Source organism: Pandoraea terrae, assembly GCF_902459695.1.
In the GTDB taxonomy this organism is placed as follows: Bacteria; Pseudomonadota; Gammaproteobacteria; order Burkholderiales; family Burkholderiaceae; genus Pandoraea; species Pandoraea terrae.
The window spans coordinates 165,796-190,900 of sequence record NZ_CABPRZ010000009.1; the positions used below are offsets into that span (position 1 = coordinate 165,796).

Sequence of the window (25,105 nt, forward strand, 5' to 3'; positions counted from 1 at the left end):
GACTTACTCCCCGACCGGGGCGACGGGCTTGGCGCCGCGCGACAGGCGGATCGGCGGAACGCGGCGAACATACCACAAGCCGACAAGCGCGACGGCCATCGCAATCATCTGGCCGTTGTGAATCGCGGCGACGAGCGCCTGGCGCGCCGATTCGATCAGCGGTGCGCCGTCCTGCCCCATGTGCGCGAGACGCGTCAGGAAGTCGTGTTGCGAGGCGGTGTTCACAAGGATTTGCGGATCCGTGAGCTCGGCGGCCCATTGCTTGCCGCCGCCGGCCTCCAGCGTCGCGGTGACGTGGCTCGTATAGCTGTGCTTGACCAGCGTGCCCACCAGCGCGGTGCCGAGCATCCCGCCGATCATGCGCACCGACTGTAGCAATGCGGTGGCAATGCCGAGGTGGGCGCGGCCAGCCGTTTCCTGCGCGAACACGGTGAGGTTGGGCATGACGAAGCCGAGCCCGAGCCCGGCGAGCAGCATGTAGCCGGCGACGAGGCCGTGCGGCGTGCCGCGATGTGTCGTGACAACCCCGGCGCAGGCGAGCGCCATCAGCAGGAAGCCGCCGTAGAGCATGACGTTCGGATTTGGAATGCGTGTGACGATTCGCCCGTTGACGATGCTGCCCACGGTGATGCACACGACCATCGGCGTAATGAGGAGCCCGGCCTCTTGCGGCGCAAGGCCGAAGCCGCCTTGCAGCAGCAACGGCGCGTAGAACAGGATGCCGAACATTGTGAAGCCGGCAAACAGCGAGAGGACAAACAACGCGGCGAGGCTACGGTTGCGGAACATCTCGAATGGCAGAATCGGATGTGAGCAACGCGGCTCCCACCAGAGGAGTCCGATAAGCGCGGCAACACTGACGACCCCGAGCGCGACGACGGTGGGGGTGAAGCCATCGGTCGGGAGCCATTCGACGAGCATCTGCAGACCGCCGAGCGCGATGGCGATGAGCAGCGCGCCGGGCCAGTCGAGACCCGCCTTACCGTGTTCGCCGGAGCGCAAATGCGGCAGATGGCGCACAACGAACCAGAGGCTCAGCAAACCGACCGGCAGGTTGACGTAGAACACTGAGCGCCAGCCGTAGGCGCCGGTGAGAAAGCCGCCGAGCGACGGGCCAACGGCATTGGCAATGCCGAAAGCGGAGCTGAGCATGATCTGCCAGCGCAGGCGCACATGCGAGTCTGGGAACAGCTCGGGGATACAGGCGAAGGCGGTGCCGACGAGCATGCCGCCACCGATGCCTTGCAGCGCGCGGGCGACGACGAGGAACAGCATGCTGTTGGCGGCGCCGCACAGCACGGACGCCGCAGTGAAGATGACAATCGCGGCGATGACGAACGGCTTGCGCCCGTAAAAGTCGCCGAGCCGGCCGAAGATCGGGACGGTGATGACGGAGGTCAGCAGATACGCCGTGGCGACCCAGGCGTAGTACTCAAAGCCCTTGAGTTCGGCGACGACGGTCGGCAAGGCAGTGCCGACGACGGTCTGATCGAGCGCCACCATCATGGTGACGAAACACACACCCAGCATGGCGAGCAGCGACTGCCGGAACGGCAGCACCTGACCCGCGGAATGCTGAGCGGAAGGCGTGGGGGACATTTTTGGATCTATCAACGATTGATATATCAATCATTTTAGCACAGTCCGACACCTTCCGTTGCGCCCTCAGCATTCGATGATGTTGACGGCAAGACCGCCGCGCGCGGTCTCCTTGTACTTCGTCTTCATGTCAGCGCCCGTCTCCCGCATTGTCTTGATGACCTTGTCGAGACTGACGTGGTGGATTCCGTCTCCATGCAATGCCATCCGCGCGGCGTTGATGGCTTTCACCGAGGCGACCGCATTTCGCTCAATGCACGGAATTTGTACCAGTCCGCCAACCGGATCGCAGGTGAGGCCGAGATGATGCTCCATGCCGATCTCGGCAGCATTCTCGACCTGCTCGGGTGTGCCGCCCATCACCGCGCACAGGCCAGCCGCCGCCATGGAGCATGCGACACCCACCTCCCCCTGGCATCCGACTTCAGCGCCGGAGATGGATGCGTTCTCTTTGTACAGGATGCCAATCGCCGCCGCCGTCAGCAGGAATTCGACGATCCCGTGCTCTGATGCACCGGGGACGAACTTCAGGTAGTACTGCAGCACTGCAGGAATGATCCCCGCTGCACCGTTTGTCGGGGCAGTCACTACCCTGCCTCCCGATGCGTTCTCTTCGTTCACGGCAAGCGCGAAGAGATTGACCCAGTCAATCGCATCAAGCGGATCCGAGGCATCAGGACTACGTGACTGGAGTCGCCGAGCCAGTGCCGCTGCCCGCCTGCGTACTTTGAGGGGTCCGGGCAGTGTGCCCTCCGCCTCGCACCCCCGCTTTATGCAAGCCTGCATGACGCTCCAGATCTCGAGAAGCCCGGCGTCCGTGTCGCCATCGTCGCGCCACAGCCTTTCATTGCGATGCATCACTTCGGCAATACTGAGGCCGTGAAGGCGGGTCAATGCCAACAGTTCTTCCGCAGTCCTGAACGGGAACGGCAGGCCGCTGGCGTCCGTAGACGAGCGAGAATCCGGCGTCGCGTTGGTCATCAGCGCCTCGCCGACGACAAAGCCTCCTCCCACAGAGTAGTAGGTCGCCAGGTGCAAGGATTCGCCCCGCACATCCAGGGCGGTGAAGCGCATCCCGTTCGCATGGAGGGGTAGGGCCCGACGATGGAACTGCATATCCCGGCGCTCGTCGAAGCCCACGCGATGCCTTCCGGCCAGGCAAAGGCTCCGCGCACTGCGAATGCTTGCCACGATGCCCGGCACCGCGTCCACGTCGACGGTATCCGGTTCGTGACCGGAGAGGCCGAGAAGCACCGCAACGTCGCTGCCGTGGCCCTTTCCCGTGGCGCCGAGTGATCCGTATAACTCCGCCCGCACGCCATGGACGCGCGGGATCAAATCCTTATCCTCAAGCGCACGCACGAAGGTGAGCGCCGCGCGCATCGGTCCGACGGTGTGGGAACTGGAAGGACCAATGCCAATCTTGAACAGATCGAATACGCTGACTGCCACGGGGACCTCCGCCTTAGCGCAGATAATGCAGCTTGTTGAACTGGCTGCGATAGTCGCTGACAGCGGGCGCGATAGCCTCCGGCGCCTGACGCCCGAGCAGCACATCGGCAATGAACTTTGCCAACTGCGGCATGTGCTCGCAGCGCATGCCCCAACGGACCAGTTCCGGGGTGCCCATGCGCAGCCCGTTGACGTCCCCGTCGATTTCGGGAAGCGGCAGGCCGATTCCGCATGCCAGGATGTTGGCACGTCGCAGCAGCTTGGCCATTGCCTGGCCGCCGCCGAACGGGTGTGCCTCCACGGCAAACTGATGCGACGTGGTGATGCCGCGATCCCGTGCGAAGACCGGCAATCCCTCGTCAACCAGCGCCTGACCGAATGCCTTGCTGGTCCGCACCATCTCAGCAGCGTATTCACGACCGTGGACCTGCCAGTCCAGCATCGTCATGGCGATCGACGCCGAGCGCGCCGCGTCGAAGTTGGCCGTCATCCCGGGGTAGGCGACCGCATCGAGGCGCTTGGCAATGTCCGCGTCATTGGTGACGATCAGGCCACCGGCAGCGCCTGCCAGGCTCTTGTACGTGCTCATCGTCATCAGATGCGCACCTTCGTCAAGCGGAAGCTGCCAGGCGTGACCGGCGATCAGTCCGCAGAGGTGCGCCGCATCGAACAGGACGATCGCGCCGATCTCGTCGGCAATCTCCCGTACTTCCTTGATCGGGTGCGGGAACAGGTTCAGGCTGTTCCCGATCGTGATCATCCTTGGCCTCAGCCGCCTGGCGTCTTCGCGCAGTTTGTTGACGTCGACGGTGTAGCGGTCCGCATCAAACGCCATCAGATAGGGCTTGACCCCGTACATGCCGGCTGCGCCAATGGCGTGGTGGCTGAAATGGCCGCCGACCGTTGCGCTTGGCACGAAGACGGTATCGCCCGGCCGTGCTGCGATCATGTATGCGTACAAATTGGCAAGCGCGCCCGATGCCACACGAATCTCCGCGTACTGCGCCGCAAACACCTCGGCAACCAGTTCCGCCGCGAGAATCTCGATTTTCTCGACGCCTTCGAGCCCCATCTCGTACTTGTCGCCGGGATAGCCCAACGACGGGCGCGATCCCACGCCCGACGCCAGGAGCGCCTCTGCCTTGGGGCTGATCGCATTCGTTGCCGGGTTCAGGTTAAAGCAATCGCGCTCATGAATGACGCGGTTCTCCTCGACGAAGGCGAGCAGGTCGCGCTCGTTCTGGTCAGGCGTCTGGGCAGCAAAGCGTTGAGCCAGGGCGTGGATGTAGTGCTCGGGGCCTTCCGGCACCCACGGACGGGGATTCAGCATGGGAAACTCCTCTAGGTAAGTCAGTTCGTACCGATGTCAGTGCTTGAGTACACGGCCAAGAAATGCGCGGGTCCGCTCCTCTTTGGGTGCATCGAATATTTGTGCGGGCGTGCCTTGTTCGAGCACATTCCCCCGGTCAATGAAGACGACGCGATTGGCAACCTCTCGTGCAAAGCCCATTTCATGGGTGACGATCATCATGGTCATGCCTTCCGCGGCAAGCTCGCGCATCACATCCAGGACCTCTCCGACCATCTCCGGATCGAGGGCGGAAGTGGGCTCATCGAACAGCATGACCTCCGGTTCCATGGCCAGCGCCCGCGCGATGGCTACGCGCTGCTGCTGTCCGCCTGACAACTGTCCCGGGTACTTCTGCGCATGCTCGGCGAGGCCTACGCGATCGAGCAGTTTCATCGCGACGGCTTCCGCCTCGGCCTGCGGCTTGCGCTTGACACGCATCGGTGCGAGACAGATGTTCTCCAGAACAGTCTTGTGCGGGAACAAATTGAATTGTTGGAAAACCATGCCGACGCGCTGCCGTACTCCCGCCAGGCGCTTTTCCTCACCCAGTTCACGGTCTGCCTCGCAGGGCAGTTCGCACCCGTGCACCACGATCTGCCCCTTCTGGAATACCTCCAGCCCATTGACACAGCGAATCAACGTGGACTTCCCGGAGCCGCTCGCGCCAATGATGACAAGGACTTCCCCCCGCGCTACCTCGAGATTGAGCTCGCGCAGGATATGGGCGGTACCGAAATACTTGTCGACGTTGCGCAACTGAACGATTGGTGTCATTGCGGGCTCCTGTTTAGCGATGACCGGCAGCCATCCTGAACTCGAGGCGCCGTGCGCCATAAGTGATCAGGGAGGAGACGGTGAGATAGACGGCGAACATGAACAGATAGATCTCGTAGGTCCGGCCATTCGCCTGCGGATCGACAAGGACCATCTGGCCGGCGCGCAGGAAGTCCGTCAGTCCGATAATGAAGAGCAGCGGCACGGTATTGAAGATATCCAGCACATTGCCAACCAGCGCAGGTGTGACCACGCGAAGGGCCTGCGGCAGCACCACATCCCGGCTGGTCTGGGCGGTACTCATTCCGAGCGACGCCGCGGCCTCCGTTTGTCCGCGCGGCACGCTCTGCAGGCCGCTGCGTACGTACTCGGCAACGTAGGCGGCGAAGAACAGCGTGAAGGCGACAAGTCCGCGGGCCAGATCCGGTACAGGGCTCTCCGGCGCCAACAGCGGCGTCACCACCCAGATCCAATACACGATCAGAATCAGAGGGAGGGAGCGCATCAGTTCGATGTAGCCGGTGCACAGCACCCTGGCGCTCGCGTACCGGCTCCGGCGCCCAAAGGCGAGGAAAACGCCCAAGGGAATGCTGAGTACCGATGCGAGCAACGTGACCAGGACACTCATCAGCAGACCACCCCAGTGCTCCATGCCGACCGGTGCAAGCGCAACACCGACGGCGGCAACGGCGGCCAGCCATGCGGGGCCCAGCGCTTTGGTCGTCGTCCGGAGGACTGCGTCGAAGCGGGAGACGACATACCACGGCAGAATTCCCGCCGCCAGACAGGCGAGAGAGGCGCTGAGGCGATCCAGGCCTGCAAGCAGGCAAGCCACGGCAGCCGCGACGACGGCGCCCGCCAACAGGACAAGGCGCCGGGGCCGCGCCACCAGACCGAGCGTTGCCCCGGTCATCACCGCCAGGATGCTCGCCGCAAACCAGGCGCGTCCGGTGTACTCGCCGGGAAAAGTTCCCACCATCAGCACGCGTAGGTTGTCCGCGACGATGGCCCACTTCGCCTGCGTCAGTGCCCATTCACCGAGGCGCCAGCCGAACGCCAGCGTCACAGGGATGAAGACCACGGACAGCAAGGTGTCAAACGGACTGGCGAACAGGTTGACCCGGCACCAGCGCACGAGACCGTTGTTGCTCATTTCACACCCCCTTTGGCCACGATGCGGCGATTGAGAAGGTTCACGCACGCGCTGATGCTCCAGCTCAGAACGAGGTAGGCCAGCATCACCACGATCACGCCTTCCAGGCTACGGCCCGACTGGTTCGCGACAGTGCCGTACACGTTGAACAGGTCCGGATAACCGATCGCAATGCCAAGCGAAGACGTCTTGGCCAGACTGATGTACTGGTTGCCAAAGGCCGGCAGCACCACCCGGAATACCTGCGGCACCACGACATCGCGATACGTCGTGCGACGACTCATGCCGAGCGCAGCCGACGCCTCCCATTGGCCACGGGCGAGCGCCAGGATGGCACCGCGTACGATTTCCGCGATGAAGGCAGCCGTGTAGACCGTCAAGCCCAGCAGGAGCGCGACAAACTCAGGGGAAAGGGACAGTCCGTCCTGCACAACGAAACCCTTGACCATGGGAACGGTTCGGACCAGGGGGAATCCCAGTGCGAACGAGATGGCCACCGCAGCCAGTCCCGCAGCCAGCAGCCGCCAGCGGAACTTGCGCAAGGCAGCGGCGCCCGCCAACAGGACGCATCCGCCGATCAAGGCCCAGGCTGCCGCGGCGGAGGCGTCCGGGGCTATTGCGAGTCCTGGCAGGAAAATGCCCTGTCGGCTGGCGATCAGCCCGCCGTACCAGCGCACGGCATTGTCAAGCAGTGGAAGCTTGAGCACCACGGCAAAGTACCAGAACACCAGTTGAATCAGCATCGGCGTATTGCGCAGCAACTCGACGACACCGAACGACAATTGCCGGACGAGCCAGTTGTGGGCGACTCGCCCCATCCCGAGAAGTACGCCGAGGATGGTGCTGAGAACGATCGCAAGGCTGGCCACTTTCAGCGTATTGACGAAGCCGGCAAGCAGCGCGTCGGCATTGCTGTCGTTGGACTGGAATGCACGTATGCCGTCGGATACCACGACAAGTCCTTCGCTGATGTCAAATCCCGCCGCCTGCTTCAGAAAGCCCATGTCGAAGGCGATCCCGTTGCGTGCGAGACCCGCTCGCACGCTGAGTGCGAACCACGCGATTATCGCCAGGACGGCAAGCACGATTGCGGCTTGCTTGATCGCGTACAGGGCTTTGCGTCGAGTCCGCACGCGCGGTGTCAGCAGACCGCCTGTGGCAGGCGGCGAGAGCGTCATCGGTTGTTCCATGGTGTGTCCCCTCCGAAGTGCGCCGACCAGCCTCAGATCCAGGGCGGTGAGTACACTGCACCACCCTCGTACCACGGCGCATTCAACGTGCCTTTCCGGCCGATCGGGTAAGGCGTGCCGGGCCCGAGGTTGCGGTTGTAAATCTCGCTGTAGTTGCCGACCTGGCTAACGATCTTCGCTACAAAGTCTGCGGGAAGCCCGAAGTCCGGCCCGAAGCTGCCATTGACGCCCAGGAACTTCTGCACGAACGGATCCCTGGATTTCAGCGCCTGCGCTACGGACTTCGAGTCGATCTTGCTTTCCTCGGCCTGGAATGTCGCGAACATGATCCAGCGCAGCGCATTGCGCCAGCGGGAATCGTTGGCGACGGTGAAGCCGGCGAATGGGGACTTGTCGAGCGACTCGGGAAGAATGTTGTAGTCCTGCGGCTTCGGCGCGTTTGCCTTCCACGACGCAAGGGCCGAGCGGTCGGTGCTCATGCCGTTACATCGACCGGACTCCATCGCCGCAAATAGCTTCTCGAGGTTCTCGTAGGTCAGGACCTTGGTGGACGGACTCCACCCCTCGGCCTTGATGTAGGCGGACAGCGTCTGTTCCGTCGCGGATCCTTGTGTCGTGCAGAGGGTGGCGCCGTTCAGATCCTTGACACTCTTGATCTTGTCGCCTTTCACCATCACCCCGTTCCCGTCGTAAAAATAGATCGGCAGGAAGTCGACGGTAATCGCAGATTCGCGTCCCGGCTTGACCGTGGTATGCGCAAACACGACATCGACCTGGTTGGTCTGGACCGCATTAAACCGGCTCTTGTCTGTCACGACGACGAACTTCACCTTCTTTGCATCGCCCAGGACAGCAGCCGCGACGGCTCTGCACATATCGACGTCGAGCCCCTCAAGGTGTCCCGTCTTCGTGTTCAGGTAACCAAAGCCCGGCGCGGCATTGTCCGTCCCGCAATTGAGGACGCCACGTTGCTTGACCTTATCCAGCAGGGAGGGCGCAGCGTGCGCCGGCGCGGCGGCAACGGCTGCGAAGGCGGCGGCAATCAGGCCGCGAAGGATGTTTACCGCAATCTTCATGTCTGGCTCCTGTTCTCAAGTGGGGGTGACGGCAAGACTCATTAAAGAAGATTGGTATAGTTACGTCTACTGATGTTTTCTTATTTGATGCGTTAGAAAAACTGTTCAGTTATTGCGGGTATTTACCTAAGGGTTTTCGCATGGATCTGGCGCGTTTGAAGATACTGAGAGAGCTGTCCCGGTGCGGCACCATGGCGGCGGCCGGGGAAGCGCTGTCCCTGTCGCCCTCTGCCATTTCCCAGCAGATTGCCCAGCTCGAGCTTGAGGCGGGCGTGAGCCTTACGGAGCGGCGCGGGCGTGGCGTGATACTGACGCCCGCCGGCGAGGCTCTGGTCGGCTATGCCGAGCGCGTGATGGTGGTGTTGGACGAAGCCAAATCGGAAATGGCCCAACTGAAACGCGAGATCGCTGGGGACCTGCGCGTCGCCGCCTTCCCCTCAATCGCATCGGTGGTCATTCCGCAGACAATTACGGCATTGCGGCAAGTGTTTCCCAGGCTTCACGTCATCCTGGACGAGATGGAACCCATGGATGGTCTGGCAGCCCTCAGATCGTGGCGTGCCGACGTCGCCCTGATCGACGATCTTTCGATCCTGCTCGAAGGCAAGCAGGCGGGCATTAGCCGCGTACCGCTCGCCGAAGACGTGCTCTATGCATTACTTCCCGACCACCACCCGCTCGCGCGCAGGCATTCCATTTCCGTGACGGACCTCAAGCACGAGTCCTGGGCGCTCGACTCGACATCCAGTGCGTTTGGAGATTTCATCATGAACCTCTGCCGCCGAACAGGATTCGAACCGGAACTGAATGCAAGCTGCAAGGGCTTCGAAATGGTTGCAGCGATGGTGTCGGCCGGTTGTTCCGTATCCGTGGCACCAGGCCTGAGGTTAACGAAAAAGATTATTGGTGTGCGAGCGGTCAAGTTGAGACCCGAGGCTCGCCGCAAGATTTCGGTGGCATACCGCAGTGGTGAAAAGGAGCATCCTGCGGTGAAGGTATTCCTCGAGGAACTCCTGCGGTCTGCGGCGCGCCTTGGCGTTCATTAGATTCCCTGTGCCAGCAGGCGTACGCGGTGCCGCAGAGGCGATCTATCCGGCGCTGGTCCAGCAGGCTGCCCCCCGTCAGAATCGAGTTGCAGACGATGGATACCGCACCAACTACAAGCCACGTGCCCCATTTTTCAAACACCGAATAGCTGCCGTCCTCGATTTTGGCGTCGGGATTGCGGCCAGTCGTAGCAGCAGATGCACGAGAAGTGCGCCCAATCTTCGGCTCGAGAAATCCATACAGTCGCACTGCGCACGGCAGCGAGATGAAGAGCGTGAAGTAGACGCCGACCGTGCTCGTAATCAGGTTACTCGCTGCGGCAAACGTAGCTACCTGCTTCGCCACTTCGGCCGTTTGTTGTGCCGCGATTGCTCCAGACGCCGCCGCCATCAGGCTGCTCTCACGCGGCCGCCGCTGCGCCGCCTGATCTACATTAGTTGCCCGCCTCCAGCGCAACAACGGCATAGGTCGCGAGCCAGTGCTCCCCCATGTAGTCGCCCGCGACATGCGGCAGGCCCGCCGCAAGGTGGCGTTGTGCGGCTGTCTGCGCGATGGCGCGGCGTGGGTCGTCAGGCGCCAGTGCGCTTGCCACCGATCGCCAACACCATGCCCGGCTGAAATTCAGTCCGTCGAGGTGGGCGATCTTGCCGTCGGTACGGTCGGTGACGGTGGGCGGCTGGAACAGCACGGCGGGCTCGCACCGGGCAACGCCGGGCAAGAAGCGGTCGAACCAGGCGTGGAACCGTGCGGGCGGCAGCAGGCGCCGCATGCACTCCGCCTCCACCAGCGCCGGGGAATGGAAATCGTCGAGGTTCGGCTCGCCCCATGACGGGCAATCCGAATCTGACCCGTACCACTGATTTGCGGCGTTCGCGAGCAATTCCGTGAACGCCGGATCCTTCGCCGCTTCGGCATAGTCCGCCGCCATTCTCAGGGCAAATGCCGTGTTCAAGTGCGTGCCCACCCGGACGGGATACGCCGCCTTCGGCAGAAACGCCCGAAACTGCTCCACGATCACCTCGGCCAGCGGCGTCAGTGCTTCCGACCACCCCCGCCCTTCGTGACACGTCAGCTCGGCGGCGAGTTTCAGCAGCCATGCCCACCCGTACGGGCGCTCGAAACCCCTCGCGGTGGCCGGTGCGAAATACGCGCACTCCCCGGCGACATTTTCCCGGGTGAGATGCGCGTCGAACAGTTCGCCGATTTCCGCGGCCGGCACCGCTTGCGGAAACCGGCGCAGCAAATACGCGAGCATCCAGTACCCATGGACGCACGAATGCCAGTCGTAGCTGCCGAAGAAGACCGGATGCAACGCGCGCGGCGTGCGCACATCTTCCGGACCGGCAAGCGCATGGGCCAGATGGTTCGGATATTCTCGCGTCACGTGCCCGAGTGCGATGCGGGCAAAACGGGCAGCGAGATCTTCGGTCAGCGTGAGAGGCAGGGTCATGGGCAACTCCTCGGCAGCGTCATCGGCAATATCAGGCGAGCGCTCCTTTGGGCAGCAACGGCGCGCTTCGGCAAAACAAATATAGGTTCGATCCCAACGTCGTGCCCCGGCAGGACAAAAAATGGGTAAAAATCTGCCGGCGCCTCAGCTATGACAAAATACGCCATCCACGCACCGCGAGCGTACGCGCTCGCGATTTGACGACACCGGCCCCTTGAATCCCCTTTCCGCTACCGTACCGATCTCACTGGTCAACGGCTTCCTGGCCGGCGCCGACCCTGCGGCGATCGAGCGCTTGGCCGGGCAATCGGGCATCCCGCACGAGTTGCTGCGCGAGTCGGGCGCCCGGGTGACCCAGGAGCAATTTTCCACGCTCTATCGGCTGCTCGCCAGCGAACTCGACGATGAAATGCCGGGGATCTTCAGCCGTCCGTTGCGCAACGGCACGCTCAAATACCTCTGCCTGAGCCTACTCGATGCGCCGCGTCTGGAAGTGGCCATACACCGGTTCGGCCAATTCTTTCACCTGATTCTGGATGAGTTCAGGTTTGAATCGCAGCGTGAAGGCGCTGCCTGCCGCATAGAACTGGTGGCCAAAGCTGACGGCCCGCCATTGAGTGTGCTGGGTCGCGAGCTGATGCTCAAGCTCGTTCACGGGGTGGCATCGTGGTTGATCGGCCAGAGGATCCCCCTGCTCGAGGTGGAATTCGATTTCCCGCGTCCACCGCAGGCCAGCGACTACCTCTACCTCTTTCCGGGCCCGGTGCGATTCGACTGCGCGCGCACCTTCATCTCGTTCGAGGTGAAGTATCTCGACATGGCCATCCGGCAGCGTAAATCCGACCTGAAGATATTTCTTTCGCGTGCCCCGGAGGACTGGATTTTCGTATCGTTTGCCGAACAGATGGTCTGCCACCGTGTGCGCCAATACATCGCCGATTGCCTTCCGACGGTCCCGACGATCGAGGCCGTCGCACGGGAGATGCATTACTCCGTTCGAACGTTGTGCCGCCGGCTGTCGGCGGAAGGCACCACGTTCCAGGCGATCAAGGACGAATTGCGTCGCGATATCGCGATCCAGCGGCTCACACGATCGGCCGACGCCATTGGCACCATTGCCTACGACGTCGGTTTCGACGATCCCACTGCATTTCACCGGGCGTTCCGGCATTGGACCGGCAGCACGCCGCAAGCGTATCGCAAGATGGCCTGAGATGCGCGCCTATGCCGGGCGGGCGCACGTGCCGACAAAATGCTGGCCGAAGCGCTGCCGGAGCACCAGCTTATGCAACTTTCCAGTGGCCGTGAGCGGCAGTTCGGAAACAAACACGACGTCGTCCGGGATCCACCATTTCGCGACCTTCCCCTCATAAAAGGCCAATAAGTCCGATGCTGTCAACGTACTGTCGGGACGTCGCACGACGACCAACAGCGGGCGTTCGTCCCACTTCGGATGCTCACACGCTATGCAGGCCACCATCTCGACTTCCGGATGCGACATGGCGATGCATTCCAGTTCGATGGAAGAGATCCATTCACCGCCGGACTTGATCACGTCCTTGCTGCGATCGGTAATCTGCATATAGCCGTCGGCGTCGATGGTCGCCACATCCCCGGTCGGGAACCAGCCACCCTCCAACGGCGACTGTTCCACCCCGTAGTAGCGGTCCAGCACCCAGTGGCCACGCGCCATCAGATCGCCCGCGGACTTGCCATCCCAAGTCAAAGGTTCGCCGTCGGCGCCGACGATCTTCAGTTCGATTCCGGCGATCGCGCGGCCCTGTTTCGCATCGAGGCAAGCACGCTCGTCAGCGGGCTTGTCTGCGTAATTGTGCGAGGGCGAACAGACGGTGCCGACCGGCGACAATTCGGTCATGCCCCAGGCGTGGACCGCGTTGATGCCGAGCTCGCCCAGCGAACCGGCAAGTTGCGGCGGGCATGCGGAACCGCCGACGATCGCACGTTTGAACGTCCCGCTCCGCTTGTCGTTACGGCGCATATAATCCGCCAGTCCGAGCCAGACAGTGGGAACGCCCGCTGAGCACGTCACGCCCTCCTGTTCAAACAGGGCACACAAGGATTCGCCGTCGAGTTTCGCTCCGGGCAGGACCAGCTTCGCACCGACGAGTGCCGCGGAAAACGGCAGCCCCCAGGCGTTGACGTGAAACATCGGCACCACAGGCGCGATGGTGTCGGCCGCCGAGAGGCAGAGCGCATCCGGGGCCACCGATGCGTAGGCCATCAACGTGAGAGAGCGATGCGAATACAGCACACCCTTCGGGTTGCCCGTGGTGCCGGAGGTGTAGCACAAGGCGGCAGCTTCGCGTTCGTCGAATTGTGGCCACGCGAACTGCGCAGGATGCTCGCCGATGAAGGCCTCGTAGCTTTCCAGCGGTATCGCGAACGCGTCTGGCAAGGCCGCCTCGTCACCAAGCATCATCCACGTTTCGACATGCGGGCACTGGTGCGCAATCTGCTCGACAAGCGGCGCGAATGACGCGTCGAAACAGATCATCCGGTCGCGGGCGTGATTGATGATGTACGCAATCTGCTCAGGGAACAGCCGGGGATTGATCGTGTGACACACCGCTCCGATGCCGGAAATGCCGTAATACAGCTCCATGTGGCGATAGCCGTTCCACGCCAGTGTACCGACACGGTCGCCCCCGTGAATGCCGCGGCGCGTCAATGCGTTGGCAAGCTGCATCGCGCGCGCGTGGCAATCCCGGTAGGTATAGCGGTGAATGTCGCCCTCGACACGGCGCGACACGATTTCGACTGCCGCCGCGCGTTGCGCCGCCTGCGCAAGCAACGACGACAGCAATAACGGCGCGTACATCATCTGTCCGGGCATGTTCATGGGTCTGTCTCCTGAATTTGTCATGAGCCACGATCTACCGCGAGGTGTCGGAGGGACGCTGGCGAACGTCGCGCAGGGCGGCAAAGTGATCGGTTTTGCGACTCATTCTAGTGAGCCGCTGCACACGCGGCACTGGCAGGACTGGCCGATTGATTGACCGAATCTGCCAATCCGGCCGCCAGGCGCGCGTGTCCGGCCGTCGATTGCAGGGGATCGGGGAGGACGGCAGATTTTGTCAATGAATGGGCAGGTTTTGTTATAGGGACGCGGCTGTCGCGAACGCTACGATTCGTCATCTGAATCATGTCGTGCGCAAGCCGAGTCTGTCGCGCGACGCATATCTTCGCTGGACATTCAGCGACAGGAGACACGCGATGACTTATGCCGCCCCCGTGAAGGACATGCTGTTCGTGCTGAAGGAATTGGCCGGCCTCGAAGACGTTACGGCATTGCCGGGCTTCGAGGATGCCAATCTCGAAACCGCGCAGGCCGTACTCGACGAGGCGGCCAAGCTTTGCAGCGAGGTGCTTGCGCCGCTGAATGCCGAGGGTGATCGCAACCCGAGCCACTGGAAAGACGGCGAGGTTACGGCGACGCCCGGATTCAAGGATGCATTTCGTCAGTTTGCCGACGGCGGCTGGCAAGGCTTGCAGCACCCGGTCGAGTATGACGGCCAGGGCCTGCCGAAGGTGATCGCGACACCTTGCATCGAAATGCTGAACGCGTCGAACCTGTCGTTCGCGCTGTGCCCGCTGCTGACCGACGGCGCGATCGAGGCGCTGCTGACCGCAGGCAGCGAAGCACAGAAGCAACGCTACGTACCGAAGCTGATCTCGGGCGAGTGGACCGGGACGATGAACCTGACGGAGCCGCAGGCGGGCTCCGATCTCGCGTTGGTGCGTTCGCGCGCCGAGCCGCAGGCAAACGGCGCGTACAAGATTTTCGGCACGAAGATCTTCATCACGTGGGGCGAGCACGACATGGCCGAGAACATCGTCCACTTGGTGCTCGCGCGCACGCCGGACGCGCCGGAAGGCGTGAAGGGGATTTCGCTGTTCATCGTGCCGAAATTTCTCGTCAATGACGACGGCAGCCTCGGCGCGCGCAACGACGTTCACTGCGTGTCGATCGAGCACAAGCTCGGCATCAAGGCGAGCCCGACCGCGGTACTGCAATACGGCGATCACGGTGGCGCGATCGGCTACCTGGTCGGCGAGGAGAACCGCGGTCTCGAATACATGTTCATCATGATGAATGCGGCGCGCTTCGGCGTCGGCATGCAGGGCATCGGCGTCGCCGAGCGCGCGTACCAGATGGCGGCGGCGTTCGCGAAAGAGCGCGTGCAGAGCCGCCCGGTCGACGGGTCGGCGAAGCAGTCGGTGACGATCATCCAGCATCCGGATGTGCGGCGGATGCTCGGCACGATGCGCGCGCTGACAGAAGGTGCGCGGGCATTGTCGTATGTCGCGGCGGCACATGACGATATCGCGCATCACCATCCCGACGAGGCGGTGCGAGCACGCCACCAGGCGATCTACGAATATCTGGTGCCGGTCGTGAAGGGCTGGAGCACCGAGATGGTCAACGAAGTCGCAAGCCTTGGCGTGCAGGTGCACGGCGGCATGGGCTTCATCGAGGAAACGGGCGCCGCGCAGTATTACCGCGACGCGCGCATTCTCGCCATCTACGAAGGGACGACGGCGATCCAGGCGAATGATCTCGTGAGTCGCAAGACGGTGCGCGACGAGGGGACCGTTGCCAAGACATTGCTGGCGGACATTGCCAAGACGGTAGAGACGCTGGGGGGTATCGAGGGCGCAGCGGCCGCGTCGATGAGGACGCGGCTGGAGCAAGGCGCACGCGCGTTGGCAGCGGTGGTGGATTTCGTCGTCGTGAACGCGAAGCGCGACCCGAACGCGGTGTTCGCGGGCAGCGTGCCGTACCTGAAACTGGCGGGTATCGTGCTGTGCGGCTGGCAGATGGCGCGCGCGCTGCTCGTCGCACAGCGCAACCGCACGGACGATCCGATGTTTTACGACGCGAAGATTGCGATCGCGCAGTTCTATGCGGAGCACATCCTCGTGCAGGCGAGCGGCCTTGAAGCATCGATCCTCGCCGCGAAGGGCGGCGAAAGCGTGCTCGCGCTGACCGAAGACCAGTTCTGACTGGCCGAACAGGGAGGAGACCCAATCGTGTCATCGAATGACCTGATCGCGCAATACGGGCCGCGCGAGTCGATGGAGTACGACGTCGTGATCGTCGGCGGCGGCCCGGCCGGGCTGTCGGCGGCGATTCGGCTAAAGCAGCTCGCAATGGAAAAAGGCGTCGAGATCGGCGTCTGCGTGCTGGAGAAGGGCTCGGAAATCGGCGCGCACGTCCTGTCGGGCGCGGTGATGGACCCGCGTGCGATCACCGAGCTGATCCCCGACTGGAAGGCGCAAGGCGCGCCGCTTGACGTCGAAGTTACGGAAGACCGCTTCCTGTTCCTGTCCGAGAGCAGCGCGAAGCAGGTGCCGAACTGGGCGCTGCCGGGCAACTTCAAGAACCACGGCAACTACGTCATCAGCCTCGGCAACGTCACGCGCTGGCTCGGGCAACAAGCCGAAGCGCTCGGCGTCGAGATCTTCCCGGGCTTCCCGGCGGCGGAGATCCTCTATGACGACGATTCCGTGAAAGGTGTTGCTACCGGCAACATGGGCGTTGGCCGCGACGGCGAGCCGACCGAGAACTTCCAGCTCGGCATGGCGTTGCACGCGAAGTACACGCTATTCGCGGAAGGCTGTCGCGGGCATCTGGCCCGTCAGCTGATCGACAAGTTCAAGCTGAACGCGAACGCCGACCCGCAGGCGTACGGGATCGGCATCAAGGAGCTGTGGGAAATCGACCCGTCGAAGCACAAGCCGGGCCTCGTGATCCACACGGCGGGCTGGCCGCTCAAGCGGGACACCTACGGCGGCTCGTTCCTCTACCACATGGACAACCATCAGGTGGTCGCCGGCTTCGTCGTGGGCCTTGGCTATTCGAACCCCTACCTGTCGCCGTTCGAGGAATTCCAGCGCTACAAGACGCACCCGGCCATCCGCACCTTCCTCGAAGGCGGCAAGCGCGTGTCGTATGGTGCGCGTGCGATCACCGCGGGCGGGCTGGTGTCGCTGCCGAAGACGGTGTTCCCGGGAGGCGCGCTCGTCGGTGACGATGCCGGCTTCCTGAACGCCTCGCGCATCAAGGGCAGCCACGCGGCAATCAAGACCGGCATGCTGGCCGCCGAAGCGGCGTTCGACGCGCTGCAGGCGGGCCGCCAGGGCGACGAGCTGAGCGCATATCCGGAGGCGTTCAAGCGGTCCTGGCTACACACGGAGCTGCACCGCGCGCGCAACTTCAAGCAGTGGATGGGCAAAGGGCTGTACCTCGGCACGCTGATGGTCGGCGTCGAGCAGAAGCTGATGGGCGGCAATGTGCCGTGGACGCTGCACCACAAGCATGCGGATCACGAGATGCTCAAGCCGGCGTCGCAGTGCGTGCCGATCGAGTATCCGAAGCCGGACGGGAAGCTGACGTTCGACCGGCTGTCATCGGTGTTCATCTCGAACACGAACCACGAGGAGAACCAGCCGGCGCACCTGACGCTGAAGGATCCCGGCGTGCCCGTGAGCGTCAACCTGAGCACGTACGCAGGCCCCGAGGGGCGGTTCTGCCCGGCGGCGGTGTATGAGTTCGTGAAGCACGACGACGGCAGTGACCGGCTCCTGATCAACGCGCAGAACTGCGTGCACTGCAAGACCTGCGACATCAAGGACCCGACGCAGAACATCGTGTGGGTCACACCCGAAGGCGGCGGCGGGCCGAATTATCCGAATATGTAATGGTGCGACGGGCGCGACGCATGTCCAGCGCGTCCGTCACCCGCAACACAAGGAGACGACAATGAGCAAGGAAGTGGTGGTTGTCAGCGGTGTGCGTACCGCGATTGGCAAGTTTGGCGGCAGCCTGAAGGATTTTGCACCGACGGAGCTTGGCACGATCGTCGTGCGCGAAGTGCTGGCGCGAGCCGGCGTGGCGGGTGATGAAGTCGGTCACGTCGTGTTCGGCAATGTGATTGCGACGGAGCCCAAGGATTTCTACCTGTCGCGGGTCGCCGCGATCAATGCCGGGGTTTCCCAGTCGACGCCGGCGTTCAATGTGAACCGCCTGTGCGGCTCGGGCCTGCAGGCGATCGTGTCCGCGGCGCAAACCATCCAGCTCGGCGATGCAGACATCGCGATTGGCGGCGGTGCGGAGAACATGAGCCGCGCCCCGTACATCGCGACGGACGCGCGCTTCGGGGCGCGCATGGGGGACATGCGACTCATCGACATGATGCTCGGCGCGCTGAACGACCCGTTCCACACTGTGCCGATGGGCGTCACCGCAGAGAATGTCGCGCAAAAGTTCGGCATCACCCGTGAGCAGCAGGACGCGCTGGCGCTGGAATCGCATCGCCGCGCGGAACGCGCGATCGCCGAAGGGCGCTTCAAGAGCCAGATCGTGCCGGTGACGAGAACCGTCAAAGGACGAGAGGTGTGTTTCGATACCGACGAGCATGTGCGCAACGACGCGAGCCTGGACAATTTCAGCAAGCTCAAACCGGTCTTCGCGAAGGAGAACGGGTCGGTCACGGCAGGCAACGCATCGGGCATCAACGACGCCGCAGCCGCCGTGCTGATGATGTCGCGCGAGAAGGCCGAGCAACGCGGCATCCGCCCCCTCGCCCGGCTGGTCGCCTACGCGCATGCGGGTGTCGACCCTCTTCACATGGGGATCGGGCCGGTGCCGGCCACGCGCTTGGCACTCGAGCGCGCGGGCCTGTCCATCGCGGATCTCGATGTGATCGAGTCGAACGAGGCGTTCGCGGCACAGGCCTGCGCGGTCACGCAGACGCTGGGGCTCGATCCGGCGAAGGTGAACCCGAACGGCTCGGGCATTTCCCTGGGCCACCCGATCGGTGCGACCGGTGCGCTGATCACGGTCAAGGCCCTCTACGAGTTGCAGCGCGTCGGTGGGCGCTACGCGCTCGTGACGATGTGTATCGGCGGTGGACAGGGTATCGCCGCCATTTTTGAAAACCTTCAATAATTATTGCGACGCATCGCGTCGGACAACAGGAACGTTCATGACAATCGAAACCGTGGGTGTCATTGGTGCCGGCGCGATGGGCAACGGGATCGCGCAAACCGCTGCCATCGCCGGACTCAAGGTGGTGATGATCGACGTCTCCGACGCGGCGCTCGCCAAGGGAGTCGCCACGCTGACGGGCAACCTCGACTATCTCGTGGCAAAGGGCAAGCTCGATGCCGCGGCGCGCGATGCTGCGCGCGTGCGCATCGAGACGTCGACCGACTATCAGCGCCTGGCGGCTGCCGACCTCGTCATCGAGGCGGCAACCGAGAACCTCGAGCTGAAGACACGCATTCTGAAACAGGTCGAGGCTGCAGTGCGTCCCGACGCGATCATCGCGACGAACACGTCGTCGATTTCGATCACCGCGCTCGGCGCGACGCTTGACCGCCCGGCTCGATTCATCGGCATGCATTTCTTCAATCCGGTACCGCAGATGCCTCTGGTCGAGGTCATTCGCGGCCTGCAATCGAGCGACGCGACCGCGCAAGCCGTTCACGAGGTGACGGAGCGCTTCGGCAAGTCGCCTGTCGGTGTTCGCAATTCGCCCGGTTTCGTTGTCAACCGTATCCTCGTGCCGATGATTAACGAGGCGTTTTTCGTGCTTGCAGAAGGCATCGCGACGGCCGGAGAGATCGACAAGAGCATGCAGCTCGGCGCCAGCCACCGGATGGGGCCGCTCGCGCTCGCGGATCTGGTCGGGCTGGACGTGTGTCTGTCAGTGATGGATGTGTTCCTGAAAGACTTCGGCGACCCGAAGTACCGTGCGTGCCCGCTGCTTCGCGAACTTGTGTCCGCAGGGCGGCTCGGGCGGAAAACCGGCTGGGGAGTCTATCGGTACGTGGACTAAGGATGACCGGTTCTGCCGGCCAGGAACCACGTGTGGAGCTCGCCCATGCCTTTCGCCGCAATCGTGCCGCGCTCCTCGAAGACGAAGGGATCGCCTAGCCTGCCGCGAGTGGCCTCGGTCACCTGCACGCGGCCGGCTACGCCTTGCGACTCCATCCGGCTTGCAAGGTTGACAGCCATTCCCCACAGGTCGTAGATGAACTTGCGCTTGCCGATCACGCCGGCCACGACCTCGCCACTGTTGATGCCGATACGCAATTGCAAGTTGCAGCGCCTGAGCTCGTTGAAGCGGGCCATCGCGTCGATCATGTCGAGCGCCATGTGCGCCGCCCGCACCGCATGGTCGGCCACCGGGACGGGCAGTCCCGCGGCCGCCATGTATGCATCTCCGATGGTCTTGATCTTCTCGAGGCCACGATTGTCGGCGATGATGTCGAAGTCGGTGAAGATCTCATTGAGAATCTCGACGATTTGCTCGGGGCCCATGCCGGCCGAAAAGCCGGTGAAGTCCACGAGATCCGCGAACAATACCGACACCTCCGGGAAGCGGTCCGCAATGACTTCCGGGAAACCGTCGGCAATGCCATCGAGGTGAGCCTTCAATCGCTGCGCAATCGGATAGGGCAGCATGTTGAGCAGAAGCCGCTCGGAAACCTTCTGCTCGGCGACGACCTTGGCGTATAGACGCTTGAGCTCGTCGCTCTGGCGGCCAATCAGCTCTCGGCTTGCCTCCACTTCCCGCACCTTTTGCTCAAGCGCTTTGCTGTAGTTGCGCGACTCCCGGTGCAGCAGGCGGACCTCCAACATGTTGTGAACCCGCATCAGAACTTCGGCCAGATCGAACGGTTTGCTGACAAAGTCCTTCGCGCCGGTTTGCAGTGCGCGCAATTTGTGGGCCGGCTGAGCGGTGATCACAATGACCGGAAGATAGTTGTCCGCCTCGAGTTCCTTGAGGCTTTCCATCACCTGAAAACCATCGAGACCGGGCATCTGGAGATCGAGCAGGATCAGGTCGTAGCCATTTTGGCGGTGAAGCGCGTAAACCTCGGATGCATCCGTCGTAGACGCGACATGAGCATAGCCCGCCCGGTGCAGGATTTGCTCGAGCAGCAGGACATTGGCTTCCAGATCGTCGACGACCAGGATTTTGGCGTCGAGGATCGCTGAGGAATCGATCATGGTTTGAACCCTGGTTACCTGACTTGCGCTAATGCTTTCCTTCCGCAAACGCGATGGCTTCGGCAAGCGCGTGCATGAACTGGTCGATCTTGATCGGCTTGGTCAGATAGCGAAAAAAGCCCGCTTTCAAGCCCTTCTCGATGTCACGCGGCATGGCATTCGCACTGAGCGCCACGACGGGAATTTCCGCCGTCGTGGGGTTCTTGCGCAAGATTTTCAGCGCTTCGATGCCGCTGATATCGGGCAGATTGATGTCCATCACGATCACCTGCGGTAGCGCCCTGCCCGCCAGTTCCACACCGAGTTGTCCCGTCACCGCACCGAGCATGCGCATGTCTGCGTGCCTGGCGATCAGTTGCTCGACCAGTTTCAGGTTAGCCGGGTTGTCCTCGACATAGAGCACGGTGACAGCACCGCTCTTGGTCACGCCCTCAGCTGACGGGGTGAGTTGTGCGTCAACCATCGCTGCAATTTCCGGGGCGGGCGCCGTATCGAGTTCAATCCAGAAGACACTCCCCTTCCCGACGGTACTTTCAACACCTATGGTGCCACCCATCAATTCTGTTAGCCGCTTGGCCACCACCAGGCCTATCCCCGTGCCCTCCTCGGCGCCTGCGTCCTGTCCCAGGCGATTGAATGGCTGGAAGAGTTGGGCCAACTGGTCCGGCGACAAGCCCGGGCCGGTGTCGCTGACGCTGACGCGAACCCGGTCCGGTACGCGCGTGCTGTAATCAACGTCGACCGCGCCCGACGGGCAGTTGTATTTGATTGCGTTCGAGAGCAGATTGATCAGGATTTGCTTGAAGCGCGTTCGGTCGGCATGGACATGACAGAGCGGCTCGACATGTGGAAATCTCACACGAATGCCCCGTTGCTGCGCCTGTGGCTCGATCATGGATTGGCATTCGTGCAAGGCATCAATCAACGATACGGGTTCGGGCGACATCGATACTTGCCCGGATTCGATCTTCGCCAGATCCAGCACTTCGTTGATCAACTCGAGCAGATGCCATCCTGCACGCAGAATCTGATCGATGCTCGTCTGTTGTGAGGGCGTAGGAGGCGGCGAATCGGACGCCATGAGTTGCGCGAAGCCCAGAATGGCATTGAGTGGGCTACGCAACTCGTGGCTCATACTGGAAAGAAAATCCGACTTGGCGCGGTTGGCGCTCTCCGCCGCGGCCCGGGCCTGCTTCTGATCTTCGATATCGGTCTCGGTGCCAAACCACTTGACGACTTTTCCATCGCGATCCTTAAAGGGTAAGGCGCGACAAAGAAACCATCGATAGGCGCCATCGGAGGCTCGTCTGAAACGATATTCCATTTCAAATTCGTTGCCATTCTCGATGGACCGCCTCCAGAAGTCGACGGCGGTTTGCAAATCGTCCGGGTGAATAAAGCGTTCCCAGCCCAAAGTCTGGAGTTGCTCGAGCGTGGCTCCGCCATAGGAAAGCCCACGTTGGTTGACATAGTCGATCCAACCGTCCGGATTGGCTATCCACATGATTTGGGGGACGGCGTCAGCGAATGCCCTGAAACCCCGTTCCCCCTCGAGCGCTTCGGCCACTCCAGAAGGAAGTTGCGCAGACGGATGTGCATGGTGCTTTCGCATGATCTGTTCCCGGACCGAGCATGAATGCACCTTCAGTGTAGACATTCGCGAACGGGTCTGTCCACCCATGGCCCGCTTTACGGTGCCCCAGGATCGACATCGCACATCAGCCGCATCAACTGCTCGCGCAGCCACTGATTGCCCTGATCCCGATCGACGCTGCGATGCCAATAACAGTAATATTCAAGGTCAGGCAACTCGAACGGCAGTTCGAGAATACGCGCCGGATAGCGCTGAAGCAGCCGGACCGGCGCCGTCAGTGCGAGATCGCCGCGCATCGCGATCAGCGGCGCGACCATGTAGTGCTGGACGCGCATCTGGATGCTGCGGCGCTGCCCGAGACGCGCCAGCTCCGCGTCGACGTAGCCGCTACCCTCGCGGCGGCTCGACACATGGATGTGCCCCATCGCGAGATAGTCGGCCATCGACAGGATATTGCCCTTGAACGGATGGTCGTGGCGGATCATGCATGCGTAGCGGTCGCGCACTAGCGGCGCCTGATGTAGATGAGCATCGTCGATCAGTGGTGCGTCGATCGCGATGTCGACGGAGCCGTTGGCAAGCGCGGTCGGCACCTCGCGGCGATCCGTGTAGTAGCTGCGCACATGCATGCCGGGCGCATGCCGTTGCAGCAGCTCGCCGAGCGCCGGCAGCAGAAGCGCCTCGGTCAGATCGCTCATGCTCAGCCGGAACACGCGCCCGGACGACGCGGGATCGAACACATCCCCTTCGTGCACGCTGGAATCGAGCATCTGCAGCGCCTCGCGCACGCGGCCGATGATGTTCTCCGCCATCGGCGTCGGCATCATCCCCGCCGGCGTGCTCACGAACAGCGGGTCGTTCAGGGTTCTGCGCAACCGCGCGAGCGCATTGCTGACGGCCGGCTGCGTGATGTTCAGCACTTCGGCCGCGCGCGTCAGGTTGCGCTTGTTGTATATCGCCTCGAATACGACAAACAGATTCAGATCAAGCTTCGATAAGCGCATTGCGGTGCCTCCTTGCCGGCATCTTAACGCGCATGCCGGTCAGGCGGCTACGCCGGGCCGCGACGTCGCGTTTGCCGCAGCCCGCATTCGCCGCCGCGGTGGCGGCGAATGCAACCATCAGGACCGCGGTGGCACGGTCAGATAAGGCGCGGTCGAACCGGGCGTGCTGTCCTTGATCTCCATCCGCGCGATCGCCTGCAGGTGCACCTCGTCCGGGCCATCCGCGTAGCGCAGCGCGCGGCCCCACGTCCAGTGGTCGGCGAGCGGTGTGTCGGGGCTGATACCCATCGCGCCGAACACCTGCATCGCGCGGTCACAGACATTCGTATGCACTGTCGGCACGATTGCCTTGATCATCGATATCTCCTTGCGTGCAGCCTTCGCGCCAACATTGTCGATCATCCACGCCGCCTTCAGCACAAGCAGGCGCGCCTGCTCGATTTCGATCCGCGAGCGGGCGATCCACTCGCCGACGGTACCGTGCTGATTCAGAGGTTTGCCGAACGTCTGACGCGACTGCGCGCGGTCGACCATCAGTTCCAGCGCCAGCTCCGCCGCGCCGATAGAACGCATGCAGTGATGGATCCGCCCCGGCCCGAGGCGCGCCTGAGCAAGCGCGAACCCGCTGCCCTCCTCGCCGAGCAGGTTGCGTGCCGGCACGCGCACGTTGTCGAACGTGATTTCGCAATGCCCTTCGGGCGCGAAGTGGTTGAGCACGGTGATGTTGCGCACGATCGTCACGCCCGGCGTGTCGCGCGGCACGAGGATCATGCTCTGCTGCTGGTGCGACGCCGCATCCGGGTCGGTCTTGCCCATCACGATGAAGATCTTGCAGTCCGGATGTGAGGCGTTGGTGATGAACCACTTGCGGCCGTTGATCACATAATCGCCGCCGTCGCGCTCGATGCGCGTCGTGATGTTCGTCGCGTCCGACGACGCCACGTCCGGCTCCGTCATCGCGAACGCCGAACGGATCTCGCCGCGCAGCAGCGGCATCAGCCACTGCTCGCGCTGCTCGGGCGTCGCGAACATGTGCAGCAGCTCCATGTTGCCCGTGTCCGGCGCATTGCAGTTGAACACTTCCGACGCCCACGACACGCGCCCCATGATCTCGGCAAGGGGCGCGTATTCGAGGTTCGTGAGGCGCGTGCCGGGCTCGTCATCCTTCAAATGCGGCAGGAAGAGATTCCAGAGCCCCTCCGCTTTCGCGCGCGCCTTCAAGGCTTCCATGAACGACACCGGATAGCGGCCGGCGTGAACCTCCTCGTGCCATTGGCGGATGCGCGGCACGATATGCTCGTCCATGAACGCGCGCACGCGGCGGCGTAGATCTTCCACTTTCGGGGTATAGGCAAAATCCATGATTGTTTCCT

The 25,105-nt window shown here is 62.7% G+C and carries 19 protein-coding genes and 1 pseudogene; 6 read left to right on the plus strand and 14 right to left on the minus strand.

The genetic code is table 11. The annotated features are described in order from the left end of the window. Positions 1-3: 3 nt before the first annotated feature. The 7 genes from PTE30175_RS12945 to PTE30175_RS12975 form a co-directional block, all read right to left on the minus strand. On the minus strand, positions 4-1,599 hold the full coding sequence (locus PTE30175_RS12945; protein WP_150697454.1) for an MDR family MFS transporter: 1,596 nt from the start codon (positions 1,597-1,599) through the stop codon (positions 4-6). Positions 1,600-1,665: 66 nt separating this feature from the next. Beyond that, positions 1,666-3,051 carry an L-serine ammonia-lyase gene (locus tag PTE30175_RS12950; protein ID WP_150697455.1) on the minus strand — a complete coding sequence of 462 codons (1,386 nt, stop codon included), beginning with the start codon at positions 3,049-3,051 and terminating at the stop codon, positions 1,666-1,668. Positions 3,052-3,064: 13 nt separating this feature from the next. Next, positions 3,065-4,381, minus strand: coding sequence for a serine hydroxymethyltransferase (locus PTE30175_RS12955; RefSeq protein ID WP_150697456.1), 1,317 nt, complete (start codon positions 4,379-4,381; stop codon positions 3,065-3,067). Positions 4,382-4,417: 36 nt separating this feature from the next. Further along, entirely contained in the window at positions 4,418-5,176 is a 759-nt protein-coding gene (locus PTE30175_RS12960; RefSeq protein WP_150697457.1) for an amino acid ABC transporter ATP-binding protein, read from the minus strand. Positions 5,177-5,189: 13 nt separating this feature from the next. Beyond that, a complete protein-coding gene (locus PTE30175_RS12965; protein ID WP_150697458.1) occupies positions 5,190-6,329 on the minus strand; it encodes an amino acid ABC transporter permease in 1,140 nt (379 codons plus the stop codon). Then, a complete protein-coding gene (locus PTE30175_RS12970) occupies positions 6,326-7,519 on the minus strand; it encodes an ABC transporter permease subunit (protein ID WP_150697459.1) in 1,194 nt (397 codons plus the stop codon). The genes PTE30175_RS12965 and PTE30175_RS12970 overlap by 4 nt, the downstream gene beginning before the upstream one ends. Before the next feature lie 32 nt (positions 7,520-7,551). Further along, positions 7,552-8,595 (minus strand): transporter substrate-binding domain-containing protein, encoded by a 1,044-nt coding sequence (locus tag PTE30175_RS12975; RefSeq protein WP_150697460.1) that lies wholly within the window; start codon positions 8,593-8,595, stop codon positions 7,552-7,554. A 140-nt stretch (positions 8,596-8,735) separates the two neighbouring features. Here PTE30175_RS12975 and PTE30175_RS12980 point away from each other — a divergent pair, with 140 nt between their 5' ends. Next, the gene (locus tag PTE30175_RS12980) at positions 8,736-9,641 is read left to right on the plus strand and encodes a LysR family transcriptional regulator (RefSeq protein ID WP_150697461.1); all 906 of its coding nucleotides are present in this window, start codon (positions 8,736-8,738) and stop codon (positions 9,639-9,641) included. Between the two features lie 189 nt (positions 9,642-9,830). Here PTE30175_RS12980 and PTE30175_RS29320 read toward each other — a convergent pair. Further along, a pseudogene (locus PTE30175_RS29320) lies at positions 9,831-10,038 on the minus strand (DUF3100 domain-containing protein); the annotation flags it as partial. A 37-nt stretch (positions 10,039-10,075) separates the two neighbouring features. After that, the gene (locus PTE30175_RS12990) at positions 10,076-11,092 is read right to left on the minus strand and encodes a DUF2891 domain-containing protein (RefSeq protein ID WP_150697463.1); all 1,017 of its coding nucleotides are present in this window, start codon (positions 11,090-11,092) and stop codon (positions 10,076-10,078) included. Between the two features lie 214 nt (positions 11,093-11,306). Here PTE30175_RS12990 and PTE30175_RS12995 point away from each other — a divergent pair, with 214 nt between their 5' ends. Beyond that, entirely contained in the window at positions 11,307-12,305 is a 999-nt protein-coding gene (locus PTE30175_RS12995; protein WP_191629030.1) for an AraC family transcriptional regulator, read from the plus strand. A gap of 9 nt (positions 12,306-12,314) precedes the next feature. Here the strand turns inward: PTE30175_RS12995 and PTE30175_RS13000 are convergent, their stop codons facing one another. Continuing rightward, positions 12,315-13,946 carry a 3-(methylthio)propionyl-CoA ligase gene (locus PTE30175_RS13000; protein ID WP_191629042.1) on the minus strand — a complete coding sequence of 544 codons (1,632 nt, stop codon included), beginning with the start codon at positions 13,944-13,946 and terminating at the stop codon, positions 12,315-12,317. A gap of 380 nt (positions 13,947-14,326) precedes the next feature. Between PTE30175_RS13000 and PTE30175_RS13005 the strand changes: the two genes are divergently transcribed. The 4 genes from PTE30175_RS13005 to PTE30175_RS13020 all read left to right on the plus strand — a co-directional run bounded on the left by PTE30175_RS13005 (position 14,327) and on the right by PTE30175_RS13020 (position 19,956). Further along, complete coding sequence (locus PTE30175_RS13005; protein ID WP_150697465.1) at positions 14,327-16,117, plus strand: acyl-CoA dehydrogenase; 1,791 nt, start codon at positions 14,327-14,329, stop codon at positions 16,115-16,117. 72 nt (positions 16,118-16,189) lie between these two features. After that, positions 16,190-17,815, plus strand: coding sequence for an electron transfer flavoprotein-ubiquinone oxidoreductase (locus tag PTE30175_RS13010; RefSeq protein WP_420819632.1), 1,626 nt, complete (start codon positions 16,190-16,192; stop codon positions 17,813-17,815). A 61-nt stretch (positions 17,816-17,876) separates the two neighbouring features. Continuing rightward, on the plus strand, positions 17,877-19,064 hold the full coding sequence (bktB, locus tag PTE30175_RS13015) for a beta-ketothiolase BktB (RefSeq protein WP_150697467.1): 1,188 nt from the start codon (positions 17,877-17,879) through the stop codon (positions 19,062-19,064). Positions 19,065-19,101: 37 nt separating this feature from the next. Next, the gene (locus tag PTE30175_RS13020; protein ID WP_150697468.1) at positions 19,102-19,956 is read left to right on the plus strand and encodes a 3-hydroxybutyryl-CoA dehydrogenase; all 855 of its coding nucleotides are present in this window, start codon (positions 19,102-19,104) and stop codon (positions 19,954-19,956) included. Here PTE30175_RS13020 and PTE30175_RS13025 read toward each other — a convergent pair. The 4 genes from PTE30175_RS13025 to PTE30175_RS13040 form a co-directional block, all read right to left on the minus strand. Continuing rightward, positions 19,953-21,134: an adenylate/guanylate cyclase domain-containing protein gene (locus tag PTE30175_RS13025; RefSeq protein ID WP_150697469.1), complete on the minus strand. Its 1,182-nt coding sequence runs from the start codon at positions 21,132-21,134 to the stop codon at positions 19,953-19,955. The two genes, PTE30175_RS13020 and PTE30175_RS13025, sit on opposite strands and share 4 nt — an antisense overlap. Before the next feature lie 28 nt (positions 21,135-21,162). Then, positions 21,163-22,746, minus strand: coding sequence for a PAS domain-containing hybrid sensor histidine kinase/response regulator (locus PTE30175_RS13030; protein ID WP_150697470.1), 1,584 nt, complete (start codon positions 22,744-22,746; stop codon positions 21,163-21,165). Between the two features lie 77 nt (positions 22,747-22,823). Further along, positions 22,824-23,732, minus strand: coding sequence for a LysR family transcriptional regulator (locus PTE30175_RS13035; RefSeq protein WP_150697471.1), 909 nt, complete (start codon positions 23,730-23,732; stop codon positions 22,824-22,826). A gap of 117 nt (positions 23,733-23,849) precedes the next feature. Beyond that, positions 23,850-25,094: an acyl-CoA dehydrogenase family protein gene (locus PTE30175_RS13040; RefSeq protein WP_150697472.1), complete on the minus strand. Its 1,245-nt coding sequence runs from the start codon at positions 25,092-25,094 to the stop codon at positions 23,850-23,852. Between the last annotated feature and the right edge of the window lie 11 nt (positions 25,095-25,105).

Coding starts and splice junctions, on each gene's coding strand:
- PTE30175_RS13025 (WP_150697469.1), bottom strand. CDS start 21,134: ATGATCGATTCCTCAGCGATCCTCGACGCCAAAATCCTGGTCGTCGAC.
- PTE30175_RS12960 (WP_150697457.1), bottom strand. CDS start 5,176: ATGACACCAATCGTTCAGTTGCGCAACGTCGACAAGTATTTCGGTACC.
- PTE30175_RS13035 (WP_150697471.1), bottom strand. CDS start 23,732: ATGCGCTTATCGAAGCTTGATCTGAATCTGTTTGTCGTATTCGAGGCG.
- PTE30175_RS12955 (WP_150697456.1), bottom strand. CDS start 4,381: ATGCTGAATCCCCGTCCGTGGGTGCCGGAAGGCCCCGAGCACTACATC.
- PTE30175_RS13040 (WP_150697472.1), bottom strand. CDS start 25,094: ATGGATTTTGCCTATACCCCGAAAGTGGAAGATCTACGCCGCCGCGTG.
- PTE30175_RS13000 (WP_191629042.1), bottom strand. CDS start 13,946: ATGCCCGGACAGATGATGTACGCGCCGTTATTGCTGTCGTCGTTGCTT.
- PTE30175_RS12975 (WP_150697460.1), bottom strand. CDS start 8,595: ATGAAGATTGCGGTAAACATCCTTCGCGGCCTGATTGCCGCCGCCTTC.
- PTE30175_RS12980 (WP_150697461.1), top strand. CDS start 8,736: ATGGATCTGGCGCGTTTGAAGATACTGAGAGAGCTGTCCCGGTGCGGC.
- PTE30175_RS12965 (WP_150697458.1), bottom strand. CDS start 6,329: ATGAGCAACAACGGTCTCGTGCGCTGGTGCCGGGTCAACCTGTTCGCC.
- PTE30175_RS13020 (WP_150697468.1), top strand. CDS start 19,102: ATGACAATCGAAACCGTGGGTGTCATTGGTGCCGGCGCGATGGGCAAC.
- PTE30175_RS12990 (WP_150697463.1), bottom strand. CDS start 11,092: ATGACCCTGCCTCTCACGCTGACCGAAGATCTCGCTGCCCGTTTTGCC.
- PTE30175_RS13030 (WP_150697470.1), bottom strand. CDS start 22,746: ATGCGAAAGCACCATGCACATCCGTCTGCGCAACTTCCTTCTGGAGTG.
- PTE30175_RS12970 (WP_150697459.1), bottom strand. CDS start 7,519: ATGGAACAACCGATGACGCTCTCGCCGCCTGCCACAGGCGGTCTGCTG.
- bktB (WP_150697467.1), top strand. CDS start 17,877: ATGAGCAAGGAAGTGGTGGTTGTCAGCGGTGTGCGTACCGCGATTGGC.
- PTE30175_RS12945 (WP_150697454.1), bottom strand. CDS start 1,599: ATGTCCCCCACGCCTTCCGCTCAGCATTCCGCGGGTCAGGTGCTGCCG.
- PTE30175_RS13005 (WP_150697465.1), top strand. CDS start 14,327: ATGACTTATGCCGCCCCCGTGAAGGACATGCTGTTCGTGCTGAAGGAA.
- PTE30175_RS13010 (WP_420819632.1), top strand. CDS start 16,190: ATGGAGTACGACGTCGTGATCGTCGGCGGCGGCCCGGCCGGGCTGTCG.